Source organism: Duganella sp. S19_KUP01_CR8 (assembly GCF_036688705.1).
Taxonomy (GTDB): Bacteria; Pseudomonadota; Gammaproteobacteria; order Burkholderiales; family Burkholderiaceae_D; genus Rugamonas.
In genome coordinates, this window is sequence record NZ_JAQQPR010000039.1 from 24,925 (window position 1) to 50,309 (window position 25,385).

Genomic DNA, 25,385 nt, shown 5'->3' on the forward strand with positions numbered 1-25,385 from the left:
CGTGCGCATGAAATCGAAGTTTCCTTTTACGTTCAGGGCCGCCAGCCTGAAAAGCGGCCTGTTCTGGCGCACCTTCTTCCTGCTGGGCGCGCTGACCACCACCAGCATGACCGCCTGGGTCGGCATGATCAGCGCGGTGCAGCACGAGCCGCAGGTGCAGCAGATCTCCTCGCAGGTGATCTCGGTGGTCACCATCACCCACGCCGCCCTCACCCACTCGGCGCCCGAACTGCGGCGCGAGCTGCTGTTCGACCTGGTGTCCAACGAGGGCATCCGCGTGTTCACGCTGGAGGACGACGACAAGGTCGATCCGCCGCCCGACAACGCGCTGATGCCCGACATCCAGAAGCTGGTCAAGGCCAAGCTGGGCGAGGACACCCGCTTCTCGGCGCGCGTCAACGGCGTGGCCGGCTTCTGGGTCAGCTTCAAGATCGACGACGACGCCTACTGGCTGATGCTGGAACGCGAGCGCATCCGCGGCCTGACCGGCATCCAGTGGCTGGGCTGGGCCAGCGTGGTGTCGGTGGTGTCGCTGCTGGGCGCGGCCTTCATCTCCAGCCTGATCAACCTGCCGCTGCGCCGCCTGACGCAAGCCACGCGCGCCTTCGCGCAGGGGAAGCGGCCGGAGCCGCTGCCGGAAAAAGGCCCGATGGAGATCATGGAAGCCAACCGCAGCTTCAACCAGATGGTGGTGCAGTTGCAGCAGGTGGAATCGGACCGCGCCGTGATCCTGGCCGGCATCTCGCACGACCTGCGCACGCCGCTGGCGCGCATGCAGCTGGAAGTGGAGATGGCCAACCTGTCGAACGAGGCGCGCGAGGGCATCCAGTCCGACATCGGCCAGATGGACGACATCATCGGCCAGTTCCTCGACTACGCCAAGCCGACCGAGGTGTCGAGCTTCATCAACGTCGACCTCAGCGAACTGCTTGAGGAGACCGCGCATGAAGCCGGCCGCCTGCCGGACGTGCGCATCAGCACCGACATCGTCGCCAACGCCCACGTGATGGGCAACGCCACCGACATCAAGCGCGTCATCAACAACCTGATCGAGAATGCCCGCCGCTACGGCAAGACGCCCGGCAGCGAGCTGACCGAGATCGACATCAAGTGCAGCACCAAAGGCATGCACACCTCGCGCCGCGTCATCATCGAGGTGCAGGACCACGGCAGCGGCGTGCCGGCCGACCAGATCGAGCAGTTGCTCAAGCCCTTCACCCGGCTCGACACCGCGCGCGGCCAGGCCAACGGCGCCGGCCTGGGCCTGGCCATCGTCGACCGCGTGATGCTGCGCCACGGCGCCGAACTGCACGTGCGCAACCGCGAAGGCGGCGGCCTGCTGATCCAGATCGTGATGAAGGCGGCTTGATGCGGACCATGTATTGCGCGGTGCTGCTGGCGGCGGCCGGACCAGCCGTGGCCGGCAAACCAGCAAAGTCGGCCGCCCCGCCGCCCATGGAACAGCGCGCCCCCAGCGACGAGGAGCGCAGTTCCTTCGACGACTACTTCCGCCAGAAGATGCTGGCCGAATCCAGGGGCGCGCGCCCGGTGCCGCCGCTGTTCGCGCCGGACTTCGACATCCAGCGCCAGCGCGGTAAGCCTTGGCAGGTGATCGCCCGCGTCGATTCGGCGCCGCGCCATTCCGCGGTCGACCTGTGCCGGCAAATCCGTTCGAGTTTTGTCTACGACGCCAAGGCGCCCAAGGACGGGCGCTGGACCGAATCGGCCCAGCTCCCCAGCTGGCATGTGTGGCTGGCCAAGCCCAAGACCATCTGCACCGCCGCGCCGCACACAGTGCTGATGGACCAGGCGCTGCCGCCGGAAGACGTGGTGGCGCTGCTGCGCCAGTATCCCGAACTGCTGAGCCGCGCGCGTTTGCTGTTCGCCGGGAACTCTCAGTGCATACGCCAGCGTGCGCTACCGTTCACGCTGCGTGGAATCGAGCCGGCGCCGCCTGCGGCCGGCGCGCCCGTGATGTTCAGCCTGGTATTTGAAAGCGACCGCGACACGATCGCCCGCGTCGCCGTGCGCAAGCACCGCGGCGAGTTTGCTGCCTGGAACGTCAGCTGCGACTGACGCTGCTACCGCTGCCGCTGCTGCTGCCACGGTTGATCGGGTGATCCTGCGGCTCCAGCAGCCGGGTCAGCAACAGCTCGGTCGAGCCGTAGCCGTACAGCGAATCCGCCTCCAGGCCCTGCGTATCGTAAGGCACGGACTCTTCGCGCTCCGAGCGGCTCGGGTCCGCATCCGAATACGTCACGCGCCAGGCGCGCTTGAGCGAGTCGGCGCGGCGCAGGAACTGCGGCATCGGCCAGCGCGCCGGATTCCAGTCGACGATATCGCCCAGCACGCGCCAATGGCCGCTGGCCAGCGCCATGTCGCCCACCCGCAGCACCTTGACCGCGTCCTGCGGTTGCAGCGTATTGAGCTCCTCCAGCGACGGCAAACGCGGCAGCTTGGGTCCGAACAGATACGCCAGCATGATCTTGCTGCCTGGCGACAAACGCGCCACCAGGCCCCAGCCATAGCCGCCATCCAGCAACGGTATGGCGAACCAGCTTCCCTCTTGATACGACTGCCTCATTCCTGCCCTTTCACTTGCACGATGCAGCAGAGTGTCGCCAAAATGTATTGACATGATGGCGCCTCCGTTAATGGCTGTGTCTGCTTCGTTGGCGCCTTGTGGCGCAAACCGCAAGTGTAGCGGCGCGGCGCGGATCGCGGCGCACGGCACCGCATGTGCTACACTAGCGCCTCGCTAGGGGTCCTGGAGCTTTGCTGCCGGGTGAGAGATACCCTTCGTACCTGATCTGGATAATGCCAGCGAAGGAAAGCGCAAAGTAGTTCCCCCTCCTTTGATGGCTCTCCTCGCGGCTCCCAGCCAAGAACAAAAGAGAGAGCACATGAACACACCAAGATTCGCAGTTTCCGCCATCGCCCTGGCGGTACTCCATGCATTCCCCGGCGTTGCCGCCGCTGAAACTTCCGCCGCCGAGCAAGCCATGCCCGAAGTGGTGATCACCGGCGCCAAGGCGCAGGCCAATCGCGCCAGCGTGGCCGGCTTCTCCAGTGCATCGCTGCTGGAAACCCCGGCCTCGGTCAGCGTGCTGACCTCGCAGCAGATGCAGGACCTGCAAATCCGCTCCACCACCGACGCCGCCCGCTACGACGCCAGCATCGGCGACGCCTACAACGCCGTCGGCTACTCGGAACAGTTCTCGATCCGCGGCTTCAAGCTGGACAACGCCTCCAGCTACCGCAAGGACGGCATGGCGATCTCGGCCGACACCCAGATCCCGCTGGAGAACAAGGAACGCCTGGAAGTGCTGAAAGGCCTGTCCGGCCTGCAAGCGGGCGTCTCGGCGCCGGGCGGCATCGTCAACTACGTCACCAAGCGCCCGACCGATACGCCGGTGCGCATGGTGGTGCTGGAAGAACGCGAACGCGGCACGCTGTACGGCGCCGTCGACCTGGGCGGCCGCTTTGAAGACCAGCGCTTCGGCTACCGCTTCAACGCCGCCGCCGAACGCCTGCGCTCCTACATCAAGGGCGCCGACGGCAACCGCAAGTTCGTCTCGGCCGCCTTCGACTGGAAGATCTCGCCGCAGGCGCTGCTGCAAGTGGACGCCGACTACCAGAAGAAATCGCAAGTGACCGCGCCCGGCTTCCAGCTGCTGAACAACCAGACGCTGCCGAACATCCCGGCCGACACCATGCTCAACAACCAGCCGTGGAGCCGTCCGGTCGAGACCACCAGCAGCAATATCGGCGTCCGCTTCGAATACAAGTTCACGCCCGACTGGAGCACCGCCGTCAGCGCCAACCAGCACCAGTTCAAGCGCGACGACTACACCGCCTTCCCTTACGGCTGCACCGCGCAGTTCCTGTATCCTGGCTTCTGCGGCAATGGCGACTACGACATCTACGACTACGTCAGCCTGGGCGAGAAGAAATCGCCGCTGACGGTGCAGGCGCTGGTGCAGGGCAAGTTCAGCACCGGCTCGCTGAAGCATGAGTTCACCGGCGGCGCATCGCTGTTCAAGAACAGCGAGAAATGGGGCGACTATCTGTACACCCAGGCCGGCGCGGACAATACGGCGTTCAGCAATATCTACCACCCGATCATGGTCGCGCCGACCGGCGGCACCAGCGGCCCGGTCTCCGAACGCCGCCGCGACAACGAACGCGCCTTGTTCGCACAGGACATCCTCAGCATCAACGAGCAGCTCAAGCTGCACGCCGGCGCGCGTTATGTACAGGTCAAGCGCGACGAAATCGTCGCGACGACGCTGCCGTTCGCCCACACCGACGTCGGCTTCTGGCTGCCGAGCGTGGCGCTGGTGTACAGCCTGCGCCCCAATGTCTCGGTCTACAGCTCGTATGCGCAGGGCCTGGAGCATGGCGGCGTCGCACCGATCGGCACCGAGAATACCGGCCGCGCGCTGGCGCCGGGCAAATCGAAGCAGGTCGAAGTTGGCGTCAAGGCCGACGTCCATCCCGACCTGAGCGCCAGCGTGGCCCTGTTCGAGATCCGCAAGGGTCTGGAATACACGGACACGCCGAGCAATACCTTCGTGCGCAACGGCCAGGCCCGCCATCGCGGCCTGGAAATGGCCCTGAACGGCCGCGCATCGCGTGAATTGACGGTGGGCGTATCGGCCACCGCGCTCAACACGCAGCAGCGCGACACCGGCTCGGCGGAACTGGACGGCAAGCGCGTCGCCGACGTCCCTGCCTTCAAGTCGACCGTCTACGCCGACTACGCGGTGCCGCAGGTGACCGGCCTGTCGGTCAACGCCAACTGGATCTACTCGGGCAAGAAGGCGTTCGACAAGACCAACCAGGTGTTCGTGCCGGGCTACCATGTGCTGAACCTGGGCGGCGCCTACGCCACCCGTATCGGCGGCGTCCAGACCACGTTGCGCGCCAGCGTCAACAACGCGCTCGACAAGTTCTACTGGCGCGACGTCACGCCGGAACTGGGCGGTTATCTGATGCCGGGCGCCTCGCGCACCTTCCGCGTGTCAGCCCAGATGGACTTCTAAAAGATCAGCTGCACGCGCATCGAAAAACTCTTCGCTGCGCGTGCCGAATTCCTGCCGATCAGGTAAGCAAATTCGTACTTGATCTCCTGCCGGCCGATATCGCAGTGTCCAAACACCGCCGGCCCGGCGCGGTGCGACTGCTGCCGGTATGGCAGCCAGTCGTTCCACTTCCCCACTTCACCGAAGGCCTGCACGCCAGGCTGCAGCCACGGCTTCCAGTTATGCTTGACTTGCAGCTGGTAGGTCAGCTCCATCGGATGCTCGCCGCCGCCCGGCGCCACGCGATAGTCGCGCTGGAAGAACAGGTTGGCGTTGAACTGCGTGCGGCCGATTTCCGTTTGCAGCACCGGGCCCCATTCAAGCGCGTAGCCATCGGCGTTGTCGCGCGCCTTTTCCACTTTGGTGTGCAGCGCCAGGTCGAAGGGATACTGGCCTTGCGTCAGCAGGTAGTCGTTCTGCCATGCCGTCTCCACCCAGTGGCTGGCGCCGCCGTTGAATTTGGTCCACTTGGCGTACACCTCGGTGTACCAGCGCGACGTGACGCCGTAGCCGATGCCGATTTCCGGCGCCGCCACGGTAAAGCCCTTGTAGTGGGCGTTCCAGTATTTGTAATCGAGGGATGCCTGCCCTTCCACGTCGTAGGTGGAGACCAGGTAGTAGCCGGTATCGGCCAACGCCAGCGGGGAAACACACATCAATATCGCCGCCAACTGCTGCTTCATGGTAGATGCCGTTCCACTTGGGATAATCGTTCGCCGGGATCGCCCGACACCAGCAGGTAGGGTATCCCACGCGCCGCCAGCTCGTCCAGCAGCATGCGATTGATGATGATGCTCACTTCCTCGGATTCACGCTGCAAGCCGTCGGCCACCCAGGGGATGTCCGGCGCCATCACCAGCGTATAGGCATAGTCCTGCTGGTGGCTGGCCGCCAGCGCGGCCAAGTGGTCGTCAATGCCGCCGAAATAATGGCGGCCGTAGACCACCGTCATCAGCGGTGCGGTGTCGCAAAAAAGATACTTGCCGGCGCGCGGCGCGGCCGCATTCTCGCGGTCGCGCTGCGTCTCGGCGATGTGAAACTGGTCCGCCGCCACCGGTATCCTGGCCTCGGTGTCGACAAACTCGCGCAGGTACTCGGGCACCCACAGCGTTTGATAGTGCTCGGCCAGCGCGGCCGCCAGCGTCGACTTGCCGGACGACGTGGTGCCCAGGATGGCCACCCGCAGCGGCGCGTGCGCGCTCATTCCAGCGCCATGCGGCCGTTGCTGCCGCTCGTGGTGTCGTTGCTCCAGGCCCGCAGGCCGATCACCGCCATGCCGACGAATACCGCGTACAACACCGCCGTCAGCACCAGGTGCTTGTGCAGGTACAGCGCCACGTACAGCACGTCGACGATGATCCACACATGCCAGTTCTCGACCTTTTTACGCGACAGCAGCAGCTGCCCGACCAGACTGCCGGCGGTCAGGAAGCCGTCGGAGTTGGGCACGTCGGTGTCGGTATAGGTCTTGAGGAACCAGGCCAGCAACGCGAAGCCGGCCAGCCAGCCGCCCGCGGCCCACCAGCGGCCGCGCGCGTCCAGCGTGGAGACGGGCAGCCGCTCGTGACTGTCGTCGCCATGCAGCCACTGGTACCAGCCGTAGAACGACACGGCGATGAACACCAGCTGCAAGCCCATGTCGCCATACAGCCGGGAACCGAAGAACACCAGCCCGTAGGTGGCCGACGAGATGATGGCGAACAGCCAGCCCCAATGGCTCTGGCGGATGTTCAGCCACACCGTGGCCACCGATAAAATGAAGGACACCAGCTCCAGCGGGGACGTGGCCACGCCTGCCAGGTGCCACGGCATGTTCAGGTACCCCAGTAGAACCGATAGCTCGTTCATTATTTTTTCTTGGCCGGATACTTGATGGTCATCTCTTTGAGCACGTTATCAGCGTGATCCACTTCGGCCATCACCCACAGCATATAGCGGATATCCATGTGGATGGCGCGGGTGATGGCGGTATCGAAGTACCAGTCCTTGGTGATGGACTCGTAGGTCGAATCGAAATTCAGGCCGATCAACTCGCCGTTCTTGTTCATCACCGCCGAGCCGGAATTGCCGCCGGTGGTGTCGGCGCTGGTCAGGAAGTCAACCGGCACCGTGCCCAGGATGGGATCCATGAACTGGCCGTAGCGCTTGGCCTTGATCGCATCGAGCAGCTTTTTCGGCGCGTTGAACGGATCCTTGCCGGTGTTCTTCTCGACGATGCCCTCGACCGTGGTGAACGGGCCCTTGGTGATGCCGTCCTTGGCCGAATAAGGCGACACCGTGCCGTAGGTCACGCGCAGCGTCGAATTCGCATCAGGATAAACCGGCTTGCCCTGCGACTTCTTCCACGCGATCACGGCCTGCATGTATTGCGGGATCACGCGTTCCAGGTTGCCGTCCAGTTCCTTGCGGCGTTCCGTCAGCGACTGCGTCACGCCGTCCAGCTTGACGGCCAGTTGCAGGAAGGCGTCATCCGACGCGGCCAGCGCGGCGGCGTCCTTGCCCACCCAAGCCAGGCGCTTGGCGGTATCGCCCAGCGACGACTTGAGGTACAGGGCCGGCACCGCATCGACGGCCGGCAGCAGCGCGTCCATGCCGAGGACGTGCATGGACTTCGGCAGCTTGGCGTAGCGCTGCAAGGCGGCCACAAAGCGCGCCTGGTCGACGCTACCCACATACGATTGCTCCAGGCGGTTCAGGCGGGCCTTGATGAAGGTCAGGTCGCGCTCCTGGAAGCCGGTTTCGCGTTCCGCATCCGGCTTGGCGCCTTCGCGCGCCAGGCGGTACAGGGTGGTCGCGCTCTTCAGCAGGTCGCCGGTGGTGGCGACGCTGTAGCCGAATTCCTCGTCGCTCAGCGCCAGGTCGGCGGCGATCACCGCATCCAGTTCGGCCAGCAGGGTTTTCGATACGCCCGGCTGCCTGGCGTACCAGGCGCGGAACTCCGCATCCTGCACGTCCTTGATGGCGGCGATGTCCTTGCGCGCAAAGCCGTCCAGCAGGCCCTGGGTTTTCTTCATCACGTTGTTCATGCCCTTGTCGACGCTGGCGTAACGCACGGCGGCGGCGGCATTGCCCTTGGTGGCGGCGGCGATCACGTCCAGGTCGGCCTGGATCTCGGCCACCTTGGCCGGATAGGCGAAGTCGCGCGCGGCGCGGATTTCCGACGGCAGCTTGTAGCGGCTGGTGCGGCCGGGGTAACCGGCCAGCAGCACCGGGTCGCCGTTTTTCAGGCCGGCGGCGGAAACCACCAGGAAGTCCTTGGAGTGGTAAGGCACGTTGTCCGGCGACGGATCGGCCGGGCGGCCGTCCTTGCCCACGTAGGCGCGCAGGAAGGAGTAGTCGCCGCCCTGGCGTGGCCATTCGTAGTTGTCGATGTCGCCGCCGAAGTTACCGATCATGTCGGCCGGCGCGTACACCAGGCGCACGTCGCGTATCATCATCTGGCGGATGCGGTAGTACTCCAGGCCGCGGTGGAAGGCCGGCACCGAGCAGCGGTAGAATTTGTCGCTCTCGCATTCGGCGATCAGCGCCTTGATCGATTTCTCCACCGCCTCGTGGCGCTGCTTGCCGCTCATGGTGTCGCTGACGCCTTTGAGCACGCGGTCGGTGACGTTTTCGACCTTGTCGGTCACGTAGACCAGCGTGTTCGGGCCGCCCGGCAGCTCTTCGGCGCGGGTCTTGGCCAGGTAGCCGTCGACGATGTAGTTATGCTCGGGGGTGGCGTTGCGCTGGATCGCGCCGTACGCGCAGTGGTGGTTGGTCACGACCAGGCCGGCGTCCGACACGAACGACGCCGAGCAGCCGCCCAGCGAAACGATGGCGCTCATCGGATGCTTGGACAGATCGGACAATTTCTCGGCCGGGATGGTGATGCCGATGCGCTTCAATTCGGATTTCAGCTGCGGCAGCTGGTATGGCTGCCACTGACCTTCGTCGGCCTGGGCCGCAGCGGCGCCCATCAGGGCCACCGGAAGTACTAGATATTTTAACAAGATATACACCCCAGTTTGAGTTCTGGCGGCAGTATATTCCTTCTGCGGATAGCTGAAAATGCTTTTATGTGGCGGGGGTCAACTTACGCGCCATATAGAACATCGATATCGGCGCCGCTGCGTGCAGCACGATCAGCCACCACAAACTACCTGTTAGCGCATAGCCAATTGTGAACGCAAACGCTGCAACGATAGAGCCAAAGAACTGCTTGTAATTCTTAAAGCCGTGTCCTGCTCCATAGGAAATCGCAGCCAGTGCGACTGCGAGCGGCAATCCGGTGTACGGCGTGAGTACAAGCAGCAAATAGCCCCGGAATAACAGTTCCCACGTCGCGGTCATGCCGATCATGGTCACGAAGTACGCCGCGATTTCAACGCGCGTCCGTGGCATTGAAAACGGCATCTCTCGTAGTTTGTCCTCTTGCTTGAGGCGATCTTCCGGCGTCATTTTGGATTCCGCCCGCTTGCCCAAAACATGCATGACCGCCATGAGAACGGCAACGATCGCAAGCCCCCAAGCCCCACCAGGCGAGAGCGGAATATCCAAACCAAGCTGATTGGCAGAGTGGTTTCCCAACCAACTAACCAGCATAAACACAGCGAGGAGCAACAGAACGAAACGCCCCTGCCGCCAGTAGCTCTGTAAATTGGGCAGTTTTGGCTTGGGCGGCGCCGTGGATAAATTGCGCCAGATACCTTCCAAAGGAAAATACACCAGCAAGTACAACGTGAAAATTATGTCAGGAATAGATTGATTTAAAAATTGCAGTGTCATTCCTGTTGGGCCTATCAAAACAAGGTAATAAAATATCGACAAACTTCGCGACGAGCTTCGGAGCTTCACGGAACTGACCCCGCCGCCCCCGCCACCAGTAGCGAATCGCCTGGCGAAATTTCAATGTTCGACACGGTTGTCGTTACTCAATACTTCTCGCCCTCATCACCCAGAACATGGGCACCGAACTTTACCGCCAGTTCCTTCATTTTCTTGATCGCATTCTCACTTGGATTTTTGACCGAAATCTCACCATGATGGTAGTGGAAATAATGCTTTTCGTTCGTCTTTGGATCAATCCATGATGCCATCAATGGATTACTGATTTGAATAAGCTCATGTGTTTGAGGATTGACCGCCGTAGCAGTTGCATCCATTTTCAGTAGCCCATCAGCAGCAACGGCAGCCTTCCATTCAGACTCAGAAATTAGCCGTTCTGAACCCGGTGACCACTCATTGGCTTTTGTAATGTGTAGATCGTAACCCATAGCCGTAGATGGAAAAATAAAGAGGAAAAGAACGAAGTATCGATTAAGAAGTTTCTTCATAATTTTCGTGTGACATTTTTAAATGCTCAGGCCGCTTTTGGCCGTATTCCGCTTTAAAATGGAATACGGCCTTTGCGATCAAGTGCCTTAACCCAGCGGCGGAGAACGCCGGCGAGAGGCTCTACAGAGTCGTCCTCATAATCATCAAACGCTTTCTGCTCTTCGACATCAAGCTCTAGTACCTTCGATATGCATCCGCAAGAAATGAGCTGATTCCCACAAAATGGACAGCGCTCTCGCGTACAAAAGGCCTCGTGCAAACTGCCCTCAACCGTTCCGCAATCGTCACAAATTTTCGACATAGTAATCTTCCAAGGCTACACACGGCTTCGCGGCTTCGCGGTCAGTTCCGGCAAAGTGCCATTTGGCGCGTTGCCGGAACTGACCGCGCCTCCGCTGACCCCGCCTCCACTCACGACGCACTCCCCTGGCTCAACGATTGGCAGGCAGCTTCCGTCGATAGCGCTCAACTCTCGCTCTGAGCACGATAATACGCAACCAAAGCATTTGCATGCCCATGACCAAGTTTATGGTCTGCTTTAAGCGTCGCCACGATTTCCATATGTTTCTTATCTTTCAAAGAGCCCACGATGTTTAACCAGTGATCTATCGGTTTTCCATAAGTCTTCTCAATTGATGGAAGGTAAGATGCCGGGCCTTTTACTTTTTCCTCTGTTTTCATATGCATTCCTTGATAGTTTCATCGAATAAACTCGCCGTCCTCGCGAACGCGGAAACGGCTAGTAAAACTCTCCAATTTCGACTAGCCTTCCGCGCAGCGCAGCACTGATCGCGGCGACAAATTCGCGGGCGGGAAGTGCTTGCACCTTTTCGCTAAACGCAGGGAGGTCCTTGCCAAAGGTCAGCAGGAGCGCACCTCGCCAGAAGCCAAGGCAGGAGTCCCATGCGACACTCGACTTGGCGCGATCCTCTATGTGTGCAACTACGACCGGAGGCGAGCTTGCCCCCTCGGACGGGAAGGACGCTGCAAACAGGCTGTCATTAAAATCCACATCCTCCCCTTCAATCGGCGCACCATTGGCCAGAGGTGGCGACACAAGCTCGAAATAGACGCTGTCCGAACTCCATTGCACCCGGAAGTCGTCTCCGATGACCAAGGTCGCCCGCATCAGGTAACGGTCATCCGATGCCATATCGGCAAACAAGGAGGGCCCCGCGACAACCTCTATCGCTGCTCCGGTTGCGCCAGGATAGACAACGGCGACTCCCGGGCCAGGCGAAGCCGCACTGTTCGAACTGCCCCCACGCTTTTCCTGAGACGCCGAGAAGTCTATCGTGTGCTCTGCCCCGTCTATGAGCGACCAGTCGCGCAATACCGCTTCGACTCTGGCTGCTGTGTCGCTTTGGGGACGCCAGTCTGCATCGTCCACCACCATAAAATGTCTATATTCAACACCCATACGCATAAGCTCCAAAGGTTAAACAGGCAGCTCGAAGTCCATCGTCAGCGTGCAGCCGCGCCCTGGTTCGTACTGGCCGATATCGAGCCGCCCGCCCAGCGATTCCACGCGCTGCGCCATGCCCTGCAAGCCGAACGACTCGCTCTTGTCGCGGTGCTGCGGCGCAATGCCGACGCCGTTGTCGCTGACGCTGAACACCAGCCGGCCGTCGCGCCGCGCCAGCAGCACCTCGACCCGGCTGGCGCCCGCATGGCGCCGCACGTTGCTTAGCGCCTCCTGCAAACTGCGGAACAGCACAATCTCCATCTCCGGAGCGATCGAGGCAAACACCCCGTCGTCGGGCAGCGTCAGCGCGCACGCCAGGCTGCTGCGCTTGCGGAACTCGCCCACCTGCCATTCCAGCGCCGCCTGCAAACCCAGGTCCAGCACCGCCGGCCGCAGCTCGTTCATGATGCCGCGCACGCTGCTGATGGTGGTGTCGACATTTTCCAGCACCGCGTCGACCCGCTGGTGCAGGCGCGCATGGCGCTCGCTGGTGCGGGCGCTGAGCATGGAGATATCGATGCGCAGCGCCATCAGGTTTTGTCCCAGCTCGTCGTGAATGTCGCGCGCGATGCGGGTACGTTCGTTTTCCTTGACCATCTCCATGTGCTCGGCCAGCTTGCGCAGCTGCTCGCGCGATTCGTGCAGCGCCGCCTCGGTGCGTTTGCGCTCCACCACTTCCAGCATCAGCTGGCGATTGGCCTCGGTCAGTTCGGCGGTGCGCGCCGCCACCCGCGCATCGAGCTCGCGCGACAGTTTCAATAGCGCCGCCTCGGCCTGCTGGCGCGCCGTGACGTCGGAGAACACGCCGATGAAATGGCTGATCGAACCGTCGTCGTCGCGCACCACCGTCAGCGACATCGAGGCCACATATGGCGTGCCGTCGCGCCGCCGGTTGTACACCTCGCCCTGCCATTTGCCGTAGCTGCGCAGGCAGCGCAGCGATTCCGCATGGTAGCCGACCGGATGGGCACCGGGGCGGCCCAGGAAGCGCGGATTGCGGCCCAGCGCCTCCTCCACCGCGTAGCCGGTCAGCGTGGTAAAGGCGGGATTGACGAAGACGATGTTCTGCTCGGCGTCGCAGACCAGCACCGCCTCGTTGATACTGTCGAGTACCTGGAAGGCGCGCCGCCGCGCATCCTCGCGCACATCCTCGGTGCCGATGTCGGTCAGGATCATGCGGCAGGAGCGGCCCGCCGCATCCATGTTCGCTTCGATGCGGACCTGGCGCAATCCGCGCATGGCGCTGCGCGTGTACGAATCGAACAGCGGCGCCTCCAGCACCCCGCGTCCGCCGCTGTCGAGCAAGTCGAGCAGGAAGCCGCGCAACAAGGCCTGCGATTGCGGCGCCACGAACTGCTCGAAGCGTCGGCCCACCAACTCGCACAGCGGGCGCGCCAGCAGCACGGCGGCGGCCTGGTTGGCGCGCGTGATGTAGCCATCGGCGTCGAGCGACAAGTAGCCGGCCGGCGCCTGATCGTACAGCGTGGCGTAGCTGTCGCGCCCCTCCTCGGCCTGGTCGCGCTCAATCTGCAACTCGGCCAAGGCCAGGTTCTGCATATCCAGCTCGACCTGGCTGACCTGGAGTTCATGCCAGCGCTTGAGTTCATCGCTGCCGGCGCCGTCGGCCGGAGGCTTTACTTTCGGTAGCGCCGCCACCGTCAGTTCGGCGATCTGGCGCAACTGCACAGGATCGAGTTCGGGACGCTGGCGCTTTTTCATGCTAGGCCTATCCTTTCTGCATCGACCGCAGCTGAGCCTCCAGCTGTTTCGACTCGCTGATGTTGATGAAGGTGACGACCACGCCGTCGATCACATTGTCCACCGTCCGGTAGGGCATGATGCGCACCGTGTACCAGCCGCCGCCGTTGGTGGGGATCTGGCGTTCGCGGAATACCAACGTGCGCAGCACTTCGCGCGCGTCGTCTTCCAGCTCAGGATACTGCAAATCGTTGACGATATCGCTCAGCGGCCGGTGCACGTCGCCGGGGATCAGCTTGTAGATCTGCTTGCTTTGGTCGGTGAAGCGGCGGATGCGCAGCTCGCCGTCGAGGAAGATGGTGGCGACGTCGGTGCTGTTGAGCAGATTCTTCATGTCGCCGTTCACCACCGACAGGTCGTCGACCTTCGATTGCAGCTCGGCGTTGACGGTGTACAGCTCCTCGTTCAGCGACTGCATCTCTTCCTTGGAGGTGGTCAGTTCCTCGTTGGCCGATTGCAGTTCCTCGTTGGTTGACTGCAGCTCCTCGTTGGCCGACTTGAGCTCCTCGCGCGAGGCCTGCATCTCGGCGCGCACCGCCTGGATCTCCAGCCGCGCCTGCGCCAGCTGCTGCTCCAGTTCCAGCAACTGCGGATTGCTAGTGCGGCTGCGGCGCTTTTCCACCGGCAGCGGCGCGCCGGCCAGCGTCAGCATGACGGTGCCGGCCAGCGGGCCTTCGCCGGGCATGGGCTCGGCCGTCAGGTCGAGCGCCTGCAAGGGCTTGCCGGCGTCGTCGCGCTGGACCAGGCCACGCACGGCGATCTGGCTCTCGCCCTGGGTCGCGCGCTTGAGCAGGTCGGCCAGCTCGTGCCGCAGTCCGTCGCGCGCCATCGCGTGGATGTTCCAGTTGGCCTTGCCGGCGGCCGGCTCCAGGTAGGCGCCGGTGCGGCCGTGGATGTACAGGATGTCGCCATGCGCGTTGAGCAGCACGGCGGCCGGCGTATGCTTCTTGAGCAGCAGCTGCTCGACCTGGAGTTGGAGGTTACCGTTCATGGATGATGGCTGAGGTTCGCTGGCGGTGGAAATCGACACGGTGTTGACGCGGGTCGGAAAATAATTGGCGACGCGGTGGACGGAGGCATCCAGGCGCCGGTAGATGCGTCCCGCGCTGGTGGCCGGCGCGAACAGTTCATGAAAGTTGCCGGGCGTGTCTGCGCTGCCCAGCATCAGCAGCCCCTCGGGCTTCAGCGCATAGTGGAACAGCGGGATCAGCTGCTCCTGCAATTTGGCCGTGAAATAAATCAGCAGGTTGCGACAACATAGTATATCGAGCTTGGTGAACGGCGGGTCGGAAATAACGTTCTGGCGCGCGAAGATGATGGTGTTGCGTACATCCTTGCGGACGCGGTAGCCGCCCTTCTCGGCCGCCATGAAGTAGCGTTGCAGCAGCTCCGCCGGCATTTCCGCCTCGATGCCATCGCCGAACACACCCTGGCGCGCACGCTCGATGGCGTCGTCATCGAGGTCGGTGGCGAAGATTTGCAGCGTGTAGCGCGCCGCCGGCCGCACCCGCTCCAGCACCTCGCTGAAGGCGATCGCCAGCGAATACGCCTCCTCGCCGGTCGAGCAGGCCGGCACCCACGCCTTGAAGGCACCGCCGTCGGGGTGCGCCTCCAGCAGCTGGGGCAACGCGGTCGCCATCAGGTAGTCCCACACCTTGGGATCGCGGAAGAAGTTGGTCACGCCGATCAACAGTTCCTTGAACAGCAGCTCGATCTCGGCCGGATTAGCGCGCAGGAAGACGACATAGTCGGCCAACGTCAGGCACTGGCGCACCTTCATGCGGCGCTCGATGCGGCGCAGCACGGTGCTCAGCTTGTAGTCGGAAAAATTGGCGCCGGTCTGCTTGAGCAGCAACTGGAACAGCTGGCGCAGCGCATCGCGCTGGGCCGCCGCCTGGGCCGGCAGGGTGGATTCGTGGCTGCTCCACCAGCTCAACACCAGCGCCACCATTTCGCTCGGCAGCGCCACGATGTCGACCAGGCCGGCGGCGATGGCGCTGAGCGGCATCGGATCGAAGCGCGCCGACGCCGGCTGCTGCGCCAGCGTCAGGCCGCCGGCCTCGCGCACCGCGGCCATGCCGCGCGTGCCGTCGGCGCCCATGCCGGAAAAAACCACCGCCACCGCATGCTCGCGGCTGCGCGCGGCTAGCGCCTGGAAGAAGCTATCGATGGGGAAGTGGTGGCCGCGCGCGCCGGAAGCGGGCAGCACGGCGAAATTGGCGCCGTCGAAACCGAGGTCGCGGCCGGGCGGTATCACATATACATGGTCGGCTTCGACCGGCATGCCGTCCTCGATCTCATGCACCGGCATGCGCGTGACCCGTTGCAGCAGCTCCGGCAGCATGGCCTTGTGGGTCGGATCGAGGTGCTGCACGATGACATAGGCGAAGCCGCTGGCCGGCGGCACGCTGACCAGGAATTCGCAGATCGGATCAAGGCCGCCGGCGGACGCGCCAACGCCCACCACCGGCACCTGGCCGTGGGCGGGCTTCGCCGTCGGGAGGTCGATGGCGGCGACATTGGCTGCGTGAGCGGTTTGTTTCGTCATTGTGGCTGGGCGACCGCCGGAACAACCCTGCACCGGCGGTCAGGCGTCTCGGAAAAGTGGCAATTGTTAACATCTTGCCAGAAGATTATACAAAACCGCGCCCCAAACGCCAAACTGTGTCACGCGCGCTACACCGCCACCGCCCTATTCGCCAGCAGCATGCCAGCCGCCGCCCAGCGACTGGATCAGCGCCACCGCCGTGGTCTGGCGGTCGGCCTGCGATTGCACCAGCGCGCGGCGCGCCGCCAGCGCGGTGTTCTGCGCGGTTACCACGTCGCTGTAACCAACCTGGCCGGCGCGGTAGCGGTTGAGCATCTGCGCCTCGACCTGGTCGGCCGCCTCGGAAGCAATCTTGCGCAGGTCCTGCTGCTGGGCCAATGCGCGGGTCGCGGCCAGCTGGTTCTCGACGTCGGCAAAAGCGCTCAGCACCGTCTGGCGGTATTGGGCGATGGCGGCGTCGCGCTGCGCCTCGGCGCCGCTGACGCGGGCCTTGGTGGCGCCGGCGTCGAACAGCGTCTGCGCCGCCGACAGTCCCAGTGACCACAAGTTATTGGAGGCGTTGAACAAGCCGCCGGTGGAGCTGGAACCGTAGCCAAAGGAGCCGGTCAGGTTCAGGCTCGGGAAGTAGGCGCTGCGGGCCACGCCGATCTGCTCATTGGCGGCGGCCACGCGGCGCTCGGCGGCGGCGATGTCCGGGCGGCGCTGCAACAACGTCGACGGCACGCCGGTCGGCACGTCGGGCACCACCACCTTCCATGGCGCCGGCGGCAGCGTGAAATCGCTTGCGGCCTTGCCCAGCAGGACCGCGATCGCATGCTCCAGCGTGGCGCGCTGGCGGCCCAGCGTGACCTGGTCGATGCGGGCGTTGGCCAGCTGGGTTTGCGCTTGCAGCAGGTCGGACTTGGCGGCGATGCCGGCGTCGAAGCGGTTCTGCGTGATTTGCAGCACGCGCGAGTAACCTTCCGTGGTGGCGTCCAGCAGCGCCTTCTGGGCGTCGGTCTGGCGCAACGAGAAGTAGTTGGTGGCCAGCTCGCCCTGCGCCGACAGGCGCGCGGCGGCCAGTTCGGCGGCGCTGGCCTGCATGCTGGCTTTGGCGTTGTTGGTGCCGGCGCGCAGCTTGCCCCAGACGTCCGGCTCCCAGCTGCCGCCGATGTTGGCGCGGTACTGGTTGCCGGTCGGCGTATCGCCACCGCCGCCGGAGCGGTTGGCGCTGCCGTTCAGCGTCGCCGACGGGAACAGCGAGGCGCGCTGCTGCTCGACCAGCGCGCGTGCCTGCGCGTAGTTGGCGACGGCGGCGGCGACGTTCTGGTTGGAGACTTCGATGCTGTCGGCCATCTGGTTCAGCAGCGGATCGCCGAACAGCTGCCACCACGGGCCGCGTTCCAGCGTGTCGGCCGGCGCGGCGGCGGTCCAGCCGGCGGCGACCTTCTCGGCCTCGCTGGCGGTTTCCTTGTAGGCCGACGGCTGCGGCGTGGACGGCAGCTGGTAGGCCGGGCCGACCGCGCAGCCGCTGGCCAGCAGCACCGCCATTGCGATCAGGGAGTAACGTAAGATTGGTGCGTAGTTGTTCATGGTGTGCCCGGCGCTTCGCTGTGGATGCGGCTTAAATGTTGTTCGGACGCGCCGCGGCGACGCAGCTTGTCCATCAGGATGTAGACCACCGGTGTGGTCAGCAGCGTCAGTACCTGGCTGGCGATCAGGCCGCCGATGATGGCCACGCCCAGCGGCTGGCGCAGCTCGGAGCCTTCGCCGAAGCCGATCGCCAGCGGCAGCGCGCCCAGTGCGGCGGCCAGTGTGGTCATCAGGATCGGGCGGAAGCGCAGCAGGCACGCTTCGCGCACCGCCTGCAACGGCGTCAGGCCGCGCGAACGTTCCGCCTCCAGCGCAAAGTCGATGATCAGAATGGCGTTTTTCTTGACGATACCGATCAGCAGGAAGATGCCGATCAGCGAAATGGTCGAGAACTCCATCTTGAAGATCAGCAGCGCCAGCACCGCGCCCACGCCCGCCGACGGCAGCGTGGTCAGCACGGTGATCGGATGCGCCAGGCTTTCATACAGGATGCCCAGCACGATGTAGATCACCACGATGGCGGCCAGGATCAGCAGTGGCAGCGACTTGTTGCTGTCCTGCGCGGCCTTGGCCGAGCCCTGGAAGCTGCCGCGCACATTGTTAGGCATGCCGATCTCCGCTTCGGCCGCCTTGATCTGCTCCGCCGCCTCGGACAGGCTGGTGCCCGGTTGCAGGTTGAAGGCGATGGTGGTCGCCAGTTCGCCATCCTGGTGGTTGATCGAGGTCGGCGCCGAGCTTTCGGCAAAGCTGGCCAGCGCCGACAGCGGAACCATGGTGGTGGCCTTGGTGCTCAGAGCGGAACCGGACGACGCGTCCTTGACCGCCGGGGCGGCCACGTTGGCCGGGGTGGCGCTGGTTGTGCTGGTTGCGCTGGTGCTGCCCGTGCTGGTGCCTGCGCTACCGGTAGCAGCCACCGTCACCGCCACCGGTGCGCCGTTGGGATTGCTGGCGCTCGGCGCAGGCAGGCCTTTCGACGGCACATACACATCCTTCAGCGCCTCCGGGCTCGTGGCAAACTCGCGCGGCACTTCCATGATGACGTGATACTGGTTGAGCTCCGAGTAGATGGTCGCCACCTGGCGCTGGCCGAAGCTGTTGTACAAGGCATTGTCCACATCGCGCGCCGACAGGCCGAGGCGCGAAGCGCTGTTCTTGTCGATGGTGACGAAGGTCTCGACGCCGTTGTCCGCCTGGTCGGTATCGACATCGGTCAGTGCTTTCTGGCCCTTCATCGCATCCGCGAGACGGCTGGCCCACTTCTTCAAATCGGCCTGGTTGTCGCTCTTGAGCGTGTACTGGTAGTTCGAATTGGCCTGGCGTCCACCGGCCCGCAGATCCTGCACGGGGCTCAGGAACAGGCTCACGCCGGTCACCCTGGCCAGCTTGGGCCGCAGGCGCGCGATCACCGCCTGCCCGGCCACCGTGCGCTGGTTGGCCGGCTTCAGGTTGATGAACATGAAGCCGCCGCCGGCGCGACGGCCGCCGGTAAAGCCGACCACCGTGGCGACATCGGGATCGTCCTTGATGATGTTGACCAGCTGTTTCAGCTTGCCCTGCATGGCCTGGAACGAGATGCTCTGGTCGGCGCGGATGCCGCCGTTGATCTGGCCCGTGTCCTGCTGCGGGAAGCCGCCCTTCGGTATCGCCGCGAACAGATAGAAGTTCAGGCCGATCACGAACACAAGGCTCAGCATCACCAGCCAGACGCTGGACAGCGCCCAGTCCAGGCTATGCTCGTAGCCCTTGAGGATAAAGTCGAAACCGCGCTCGAAGAAACGGGCGATGCGACCCGGCGGCTTGGCGTGGACATGGCCGGGCTTGAGTAGCCAGGCGCACATCATCGGCGTGGTGGTCAGCGAGATCACCAGCGAAATCATCACCGCCGCCGATAGCGTGACGGCGAATTCCTTGAATAGCGCGCCAAACTGGCCGCCCATGAACAGCAGCGGAATGAACACGGCGATCAGCGAAAGGCTGATCGACAGCACGGTGAAGCCCACCTCGCGCGCGCCCAACAGCGCCGCCTCGAAGCGGTCCATGCCGGCCTCGATATGGCGGGTGGTATTTTCAAGCACCACGATGGCGTCGTCGACGACGAAGCCGGTGGCCACCGTCAGCGCCATCAGCGACAGGTTGTTCAGGCTGAAGCCCAGCAAATACATGGCGCCGAAGGTGCCCAGCAGCGAAACGATGGTCGCCACCGCCGGTACGATGGTGGCACGCACGCTGCGCAGGAAGGCGCTGACCACCAGCACCACCAGCAGGATGGAGATGATCAGCGTGATCTCGATCTCGTGCAGCGACGAGCGGATCGAATTGGTGCTGTCGCTGGCGACGTCGATCTTGACGTCCGACGGCAACTGCGCCTGCAACAACGGCAGCTGCGCGCGCACGCTGTTGACAGTTTCGATGACGTTGGCGCCGGCCTGCGAACGCAGGATGACGATGATCGCCGGCTTGCCGTTGAACAGGCCAAGGTTGTTGTTGTCTTCGACGCCGTCGATCACCTGCGCCACGTCCTGCAAGCGGATCGCGGTGTCGTTGCGCCAGCCGACCACCAGGTTGCGGTAGTCGGCGGCGGAGCGTCCGCCGCTGGCGTTGGCCGAGACGGAATAGATCTGCAAGCGGCGGCCGTTGCCCTGCAAGGCGCCGCGCGGACGGTTGGCGTTGGTGGCCTGGATGGCCGCGCGCACGTCTTCCGCCGACAGGCCGTAGCGGTTCAGGGCATACGGATTCAGTTCAACGCGCACCGCCGGCAGCGAGCTGCCGCCCAGTTCCACGTCGCCCACGCCGGTCACTTGCGACAGGCGTTGCAGCACGGTGTTGGAGACGGCGTCGAAGATCTGGCCCGGTGTGCGGGTGTCCGACGTCAGCGCCAGGATCATCACCGGGATGCCGGAGGTATTGGCCTTGCGGTAGGTCGGGTTGCTGCGCAGCGTGGCCGGCAGGTCGACGCGGCTGGCGTTGATCGCCGCCTGCACCTCGCGCGCGACCGAGTCGACGTTGCGGTTCAAGTCGAACTGCAAGGTCACGCTGGAGGAACCGGTATTCGATTGCGACGTCATCTCGTTGACGCCGGCGATCACACCCAGGTGGCGCTCCAGCGGCGTGGAGACGCTGGTGGCCATGGTCGCGGGGCTGGCGCCCGGCAGGTTGGCGTTGACCGAGATGACCGGGAAATCCACCTGCGGCAGCGGCGCCACCGGCAGCACGAAGAACGCGCCGATGCCGGCCAGCGCCAGGCCACACGTCAACAGGACGGTGGCGATCGGACGCCTGACGAAGGGTGACGACAGATTCACAGCGCACCACCTTCAACTTGCGCCGGCGGGTTGCCGATCTTGCGGCGCACGCGGCGCGCCAGGCTGTCGAAGCCCAGGTAGATCACCGGCGTGGTGTACAGCGTCAGCATCTGGCTGACGATCAAGCCGCCGAAGATGGCCAGCCCCAAGGGACGACGCAGCTCGGCGCCCTCGCCCCAGCCCAGCATCAGCGGCACGGCGGCGAACAGCGCGGCCAGCGTCGTCATCAAAATCGGGCGGAAGCGCAGCAGCGCGGCCTGGTGGATCGCCTCACGCGGCGGCTTGCCCTGCTCCCGCTCCGCCTCAATGGCGAAGTCGATCATCATGATGGCGTTCTTCTTGACGATACCGATCAGCAGGATGATGCCGATGATGCCGATCACGCCCAGGTCCTGGCCGCTGACCAGCAACGCCAGCAAGGCGCCGACGCCGGCCGACGGCAGCGTCGACAAAATCGTCAACGGATGGATATAGCTTTCGTACAGCACGCCCAGCACGATGTAGACGCAGATCACGGCGGCCAGGATCAGCCACAATTGGTTCGACAACGAAGCCTGGTAGGCGCCGGACGCACCGAGGAAGGTCAGCGTGACCGAGGCCGGGAACTTGATCTCGGCGGCGGCCTGCTTGATGGAGTCCACCGCCGTGCCCAGCGAAACGCCGGGCGCCGTGTCGAAGCCCAGCGTGGTGGCCGGATACTGCGCCACGTGCGTCACCTGCAACGGCGCGGCGCGCTCGCTGATGGTGGCCACCGCCGACAGCGGTGTGGCCTTGCCGGAACCGGTACGAATCTGCAGGTTGCCCAGGTCGGCCGGGGTGGTGATGTCATCGCGGCGCGCTTCCAGAATCACGCGGTACTGGTTGGTCTCGGTGAAGATGGTCGAGACGATGCGCTGGCCGAAGGCACTGTACAAGGCGTCGTCGATGGAGGCGGCGGTGATCGACATGCGCGAGGCGCTGTCGCGGTCCACGCTGACGTAGGCCGCGTTTGCGCTGGCGCCGACGTCCGACACCACGTTGCGCAGCTCGTGCCTGGTGCGCATCTGCTCCGCCAGTTTGGTGGCCCACTGGTTGACGGTGGCGTTGTCCGCGCCCTCGATCGACACGCGGAACTGGGTCGGGCCGGATTCGGCGTCGATGGTCAAGTCCTGGGTCGGCTGCAGGTACAGCGTCAGACCGGGGATCTGCGCCACGCGCTGACGCAGGCGGTCCATGGTCTCCTGCTGGCTGCCTATCCGTTCGTGCTTCAGGTTGATCAGCATGCTGCCGGTGTGGAGCATGGTGTTGTTGGCGGCGTCCACGCCGACCACGGAGCTGAGCGTGCCGACGTCGGGATCTTCCAGGATCAGGCGCGCGGCCTGCTGCTGCAGGTCCGCCATCTTGGCGTAGGAGACGGCCTTGCCGGTCTCCAGGCGCGCTTGCAGCTGGCCAGTGTCCTGGGTCGGGAACAGGCCTTTCGGGATCACCACGTACAACAGCACCGTCAGCGCCATCGTGCCCAGCGCGACCAGCAGCGTCAGGCCGGCGTGCTCCAGCACCCAGGTCAACGAACGGTCGTAGTGGTTGATTACCCAATCGAAGAACTGCTGGAAGCGGCGGGCGAAGCGGCTTGGCTTTTCCTCGGCGTGGCTCTTGAGCCAGCGCGCCGACATCATCGGCACCAGCGTCAGCGACACCACGGCGGAGATCAGGATGGTGATCGCCAGCGAGATCGCGAACTCGCGGAACAGGCGGCCCACCACGTCGCCCATGAACAGCAGCGGAATCAGCACGGCGATCAGCGACACCGTCAGCGAGATGATGGTGAAGCCGATCTGCTTGGCGCCCTTGAGCGCGGCGGCCATCGGCGTTTCGCCTTCTTCAATGTAGCGGGCGATGTTCTCGATCATGACGATCGCATCGTCGACCACGAAGCCGGTGGCGATGGTCAGCGCCATCAGCGACAGGTTGTTCAGGCTATAGCCGAGCAAATACATCACGCCGCAGGTGCCGATCAGCGAGATCGGCACCGACAGGCTGGCGATCACGGTGGCGCGCAGGCTATGCAGGAAGGCGAAGATCACCAGCACCACCAGCACCACGGCCAGCAGCAGCTCCATCTCCACGTGTTCGACCGAGGCGCGGATGCCGGTGGTGCGGTCGCTCAGCACTTCGACCTTCATCGCGCCCGGCAGGCCGGCTTGCAGTTCCGGCAGGCGGGCCTTGATCGCATCGACGGTGGCGATGACGTTGGCGCCCGGCTGGCGCTGCACGTTGAGGATGATGGCCTTCTTGTTGCCGGACCATGCGCCCAGTTCGACGTTCTCGGCGCTGTCCTTGACGGTGGCGACGTCGGCCAGGCGCACCGGGGCGCCGTTCTTGTAGGCCAGGATCAGGTCCTTGTAATCCTTGGCGGTCACCAGCTGGTCGTTGGCGTTGATGCTGTAGGCGCGGGTCGGGCCGTCGAAGCTGCCCTTGGCGCCGTTGGCGTTGGCGGCGGTGATCGCGGTGCGCAGCGTGTCCAGCCCCAGGCCGTAGGAGGCCAGCGCGTTGGTGTCTGCCTGGATGCGCACGGCGGGACGCTGGCCGCCGCTGAGCGTGACCAGGCCGACGCCGGAGACCTGGCTGATCTTCAGCGCCAGCCGAGTGTTGACCACGTTCTGCACTTCGGTCAGCGGCATCGTATCCGACGTGATGGCCAGCGTCAGCACCGGCGCATCGGCCGGATTGACCTTGGCGTACACCGGCGGCGCCGGCAGGTCGGTCGGCAGCAGCGAGGCGCCGGCGTTGATCGCGGCCTGCACTTCCTGCTCGGCGACGTCCAGCGTCTGGCCCAGGCCAAACTGCAGGGTGATGATGGAAACGCCGGCGGCGCTGGTGGAGCTCATGCGCTGCAAGCCGGCCATCTGGCCGAACTGGCGCTCCAGCGGCGCGGTCACGGTCTGGCCCATCACTTCGGGACTGCCGCCGGGGTACAGCGTCTGCACCTGGATGGTGGGGAAGTCAACCTGCGGCAGCGCGGACAGCGGCAGGAACTTGAAGCCGACGATGCCGGCGAGGACGATCGCCAGCATCAGCAGCGATGTCGCTACCGGTCGCTGGATGAATGGTGCTGATGGACTCATTGTTGTGCCGCGCCCTGTTCTTTACGACGATGACGACGTTCGCCTTCCGCTGGAGCTGAAGCGCCGTCGGCGGACGCGGCGCCATCGCGTTTGCCCTTGCCGGCGCCAGGCAGCGTGACCTTGGCGCCTTCCTTCAGGCGGTCGCCGCCCTCAGTGATGACCTGCTCGCCCACCTGCAGGCCGCTGGCGATCTGCACTTTGTCGACCGTGGCCTGGCCGCGCGTGACCGGACGGACGGTGACGGTCTTGTCTTCCTTCAGCACGTAGACGAAATCGCCGTTGGCGCCGTGGCGCACCGCCGTCACCGGCACCATCACCGCATCCTTGATGGTGCGCAGCTCCAGCCGCACGTTGACGAACTGGCTCGGGAACAGCGCCGACTTGGCGTTGGCGAAGCGCGCCTTGGCTTTCACGGTGCCGGTCTGCACGTCGACCTGGTTGTCCATGGCCGCGAATTTGCCGTTGTCCAGCGCATTGGTGCGGGTGCGGTCCAGCGCGATCGCGGACAGCTGTGCGCCGCCATTCACCTGCTGCATCACCATCGGCACGCTGTCCTGCGGGATCGAGAATTCCACATCGATAGGCGACAGCTGGGTAATCACGGCCAGGCCGTTGGCGTCGCCGGAGCTGACCAGGTTACCGATATCGACCACGCGCAAGCCCACGCGGCCGGTGATCGGCGCGATCACCTTGGTATAGCCCAGATTCAGCTTGGCCGTGCCTTCCTGCGCGCGGTCGGTCATGACGGTGCCTTCCAGCTGCTTGACCAGCGAGGCCTGCGTGTCCACGTCCTGGCGGGCGATCGAGTCCTGGCCCAGCAGTGTGCGATAGCGGTTCAGCGTCAGCTTGGCGTTTTCCAGCTGTGCCTCGTCGCGCTGGCGTTGGCCGGAAGCCTGCAACAGCGCCATTTCGAACTGGCGTGGATCGATCTGCGCCAGCACCTGCCCGGCCTTGACCATCTGGCCTTCCTTGAACAGCACCTGCTGCAGGATGCCCGACACCTGCGGACGCACGGTGGTGGTGGCCGCGGCGGTCACCGTACCCAGCGCCTCCAGTGTGACCGGAATGTCAGCTTTGTCTGCAGTCGCCACGCCGACCGTGGTGGCCGCGCCGCCGCGTCGACCGCCAGCACCGCCGGGACCACCTGGGCCGCCGGGACCGGGAGGACCGCCGGCGCCTGGCGCGCCGGGCGCGCCGGTGCTCGGCGCCTGGTGCGTCAGGTACCACGCCAGGCCGCCC

The 25,385-nt window shown here is 64.4% G+C and carries 18 protein-coding genes and 1 riboswitch; of the genes, 3 read left to right on the forward strand and 15 right to left on the reverse strand.

Annotation, left to right across the window (positions count from 1 at the left end):
• The first annotated feature begins 7 nt into the window (after nt 1–7).
• Both V6M89_RS27735 and V6M89_RS27740 read left to right on the forward strand, forming a co-directional pair.
• Nucleotides 8–1,369 (forward strand): sensor histidine kinase, encoded by a 1,362-nt coding sequence (locus V6M89_RS27735; protein WP_332856243.1) that lies wholly within the window; start codon nt 8–10, stop codon nt 1,367–1,369.
• Nucleotides 1,369–2,076 carry a hypothetical protein gene (locus tag V6M89_RS27740; protein WP_332856244.1) on the forward strand — a complete coding sequence of 236 codons (708 nt, stop codon included), beginning with the start codon at nt 1,369–1,371 and terminating at the stop codon, nt 2,074–2,076. Before V6M89_RS27735 ends, V6M89_RS27740 begins: the two co-directional genes overlap by 1 nt.
• On the opposite strand, the gene V6M89_RS27745 is transcribed toward V6M89_RS27740, so the two are convergent.
• Nucleotides 2,063–2,584 (reverse strand): Imm26 family immunity protein, encoded by a 522-nt coding sequence (locus tag V6M89_RS27745; protein ID WP_332856245.1) that lies wholly within the window; start codon nt 2,582–2,584, stop codon nt 2,063–2,065. The genes V6M89_RS27740 and V6M89_RS27745 overlap by 14 nt on opposite strands.
• A gap of 166 nt (nt 2,585–2,750) precedes the next feature.
• Nucleotides 2,751–2,849, forward strand: a riboswitch (TPP riboswitch).
• A gap of 54 nt (nt 2,850–2,903) precedes the next feature.
• Here V6M89_RS27745 and V6M89_RS27750 point away from each other — a divergent pair.
• Nucleotides 2,904–5,045: a TonB-dependent siderophore receptor gene (locus tag V6M89_RS27750; protein ID WP_332856246.1), complete on the forward strand. Its 2,142-nt coding sequence runs from the start codon at nt 2,904–2,906 to the stop codon at nt 5,043–5,045.
• Here V6M89_RS27750 and V6M89_RS27755 read toward each other — a convergent pair.
• The 14 genes from V6M89_RS27755 to V6M89_RS27820 form a co-directional block, all read right to left on the reverse strand.
• Nucleotides 5,042–5,767: a hypothetical protein gene (locus V6M89_RS27755; protein WP_332856247.1), complete on the reverse strand. Its 726-nt coding sequence runs from the start codon at nt 5,765–5,767 to the stop codon at nt 5,042–5,044. The two genes, V6M89_RS27750 and V6M89_RS27755, sit on opposite strands and share 4 nt — an antisense overlap.
• On the reverse strand, nt 5,764–6,288 hold the full coding sequence (locus V6M89_RS27760; protein WP_332856248.1) for an ATP-binding protein: 525 nt from the start codon (nt 6,286–6,288) through the stop codon (nt 5,764–5,766). The genes V6M89_RS27755 and V6M89_RS27760 overlap by 4 nt, the downstream gene beginning before the upstream one ends.
• A complete protein-coding gene (pnuC, locus tag V6M89_RS27765) occupies nt 6,285–6,932 on the reverse strand; it encodes a nicotinamide riboside transporter PnuC (protein ID WP_442882007.1) in 648 nt (215 codons plus the stop codon). Before pnuC ends, V6M89_RS27760 begins: the two co-directional genes overlap by 4 nt.
• Nucleotides 6,932–9,073, reverse strand: coding sequence for a S46 family peptidase (locus tag V6M89_RS27770; protein WP_442882008.1), 2,142 nt, complete (start codon nt 9,071–9,073; stop codon nt 6,932–6,934). Before V6M89_RS27770 ends, pnuC begins: the two co-directional genes overlap by 1 nt.
• Before the next feature lie 64 nt (nt 9,074–9,137).
• The gene (locus V6M89_RS27775) at nt 9,138–9,848 is read right to left on the reverse strand and encodes a CPBP family intramembrane glutamic endopeptidase (RefSeq protein ID WP_332856249.1); all 711 of its coding nucleotides are present in this window, start codon (nt 9,846–9,848) and stop codon (nt 9,138–9,140) included.
• Nucleotides 9,849–9,994: 146 nt separating this feature from the next.
• Nucleotides 9,995–10,396 carry a hypothetical protein gene (locus V6M89_RS27780; protein WP_332856250.1) on the reverse strand — a complete coding sequence of 134 codons (402 nt, stop codon included), beginning with the start codon at nt 10,394–10,396 and terminating at the stop codon, nt 9,995–9,997.
• Between the two features lie 466 nt (nt 10,397–10,862).
• Nucleotides 10,863–11,078: a DUF4287 domain-containing protein gene (locus tag V6M89_RS27785; RefSeq protein ID WP_332856251.1), complete on the reverse strand. Its 216-nt coding sequence runs from the start codon at nt 11,076–11,078 to the stop codon at nt 10,863–10,865.
• A 58-nt stretch (nt 11,079–11,136) separates the two neighbouring features.
• Nucleotides 11,137–11,817, reverse strand: a complete 681-nt coding sequence (locus V6M89_RS27790) for a hypothetical protein (RefSeq protein WP_332856252.1) — start codon at nt 11,815–11,817, stop codon at nt 11,137–11,139.
• A gap of 18 nt (nt 11,818–11,835) precedes the next feature.
• Nucleotides 11,836–13,581, reverse strand: coding sequence for a sensor histidine kinase (locus V6M89_RS27795; RefSeq protein WP_332856253.1), 1,746 nt, complete (start codon nt 13,579–13,581; stop codon nt 11,836–11,838).
• Between the two features lie 7 nt (nt 13,582–13,588).
• On the reverse strand, nt 13,589–16,168 hold the full coding sequence (locus tag V6M89_RS27800; protein WP_332856254.1) for a chemotaxis protein CheB: 2,580 nt from the start codon (nt 16,166–16,168) through the stop codon (nt 13,589–13,591).
• 144 nt (nt 16,169–16,312) lie between these two features.
• Nucleotides 16,313–17,740: an efflux transporter outer membrane subunit gene (locus tag V6M89_RS27805; protein WP_332856255.1), complete on the reverse strand. Its 1,428-nt coding sequence runs from the start codon at nt 17,738–17,740 to the stop codon at nt 16,313–16,315.
• On the reverse strand, nt 17,737–21,042 hold the full coding sequence (locus V6M89_RS27810; protein WP_332856256.1) for an efflux RND transporter permease subunit: 3,306 nt from the start codon (nt 21,040–21,042) through the stop codon (nt 17,737–17,739). Before V6M89_RS27810 ends, V6M89_RS27805 begins: the two co-directional genes overlap by 4 nt.
• Nucleotides 21,039–24,146 (reverse strand): efflux RND transporter permease subunit, encoded by a 3,108-nt coding sequence (locus V6M89_RS27815; RefSeq protein ID WP_332856257.1) that lies wholly within the window; start codon nt 24,144–24,146, stop codon nt 21,039–21,041. Before V6M89_RS27815 ends, V6M89_RS27810 begins: the two co-directional genes overlap by 4 nt.
• The coding region (locus V6M89_RS27820) for an efflux RND transporter periplasmic adaptor subunit (RefSeq protein WP_332856258.1) at nt 24,143–25,385 on the reverse strand (1,243 nt) is incomplete at its 5' end. The genes V6M89_RS27820 and V6M89_RS27815, both read right to left, overlap by 4 nt.

Bases quoted from the DNA above. Each gene is read 5' to 3' on its own strand.
- V6M89_RS27790 (WP_332856252.1), bottom strand. From the start codon at position 11,817: ATGGGTGTTGAATATAGACATTTTATGGTGGTGGACGATGCAGACTGG.
- V6M89_RS27775 (WP_332856249.1), bottom strand. From the start codon at position 9,848: ATGACACTGCAATTTTTAAATCAATCTATTCCTGACATAATTTTCACG.
- V6M89_RS27745 (WP_332856245.1), bottom strand. From the start codon at position 2,584: ATGAGGCAGTCGTATCAAGAGGGAAGCTGGTTCGCCATACCGTTGCTG.
- V6M89_RS27785 (WP_332856251.1), bottom strand. From the start codon at position 11,078: ATGAAAACAGAGGAAAAAGTAAAAGGCCCGGCATCTTACCTTCCATCA.
- V6M89_RS27755 (WP_332856247.1), bottom strand. From the start codon at position 5,767: ATGAAGCAGCAGTTGGCGGCGATATTGATGTGTGTTTCCCCGCTGGCG.
- V6M89_RS27795 (WP_332856253.1), bottom strand. From the start codon at position 13,581: ATGAAAAAGCGCCAGCGTCCCGAACTCGATCCTGTGCAGTTGCGCCAG.
- V6M89_RS27780 (WP_332856250.1), bottom strand. From the start codon at position 10,396: ATGAAGAAACTTCTTAATCGATACTTCGTTCTTTTCCTCTTTATTTTT.
- V6M89_RS27800 (WP_332856254.1), bottom strand. From the start codon at position 16,168: ATGACGAAACAAACCGCTCACGCAGCCAATGTCGCCGCCATCGACCTC.
- V6M89_RS27735 (WP_332856243.1), top strand. From the start codon at position 8: ATGAAATCGAAGTTTCCTTTTACGTTCAGGGCCGCCAGCCTGAAAAGC.
- V6M89_RS27740 (WP_332856244.1), top strand. From the start codon at position 1,369: ATGCGGACCATGTATTGCGCGGTGCTGCTGGCGGCGGCCGGACCAGCC.
- pnuC (WP_442882007.1), bottom strand. From the start codon at position 6,932: ATGAACGAGCTATCGGTTCTACTGGGGTACCTGAACATGCCGTGGCAC.
- V6M89_RS27815 (WP_332856257.1), bottom strand. From the start codon at position 24,146: ATGAGTCCATCAGCACCATTCATCCAGCGACCGGTAGCGACATCGCTG.
- V6M89_RS27750 (WP_332856246.1), top strand. From the start codon at position 2,904: ATGAACACACCAAGATTCGCAGTTTCCGCCATCGCCCTGGCGGTACTC.
- V6M89_RS27805 (WP_332856255.1), bottom strand. From the start codon at position 17,740: ATGAACAACTACGCACCAATCTTACGTTACTCCCTGATCGCAATGGCG.
- V6M89_RS27760 (WP_332856248.1), bottom strand. From the start codon at position 6,288: ATGAGCGCGCACGCGCCGCTGCGGGTGGCCATCCTGGGCACCACGTCG.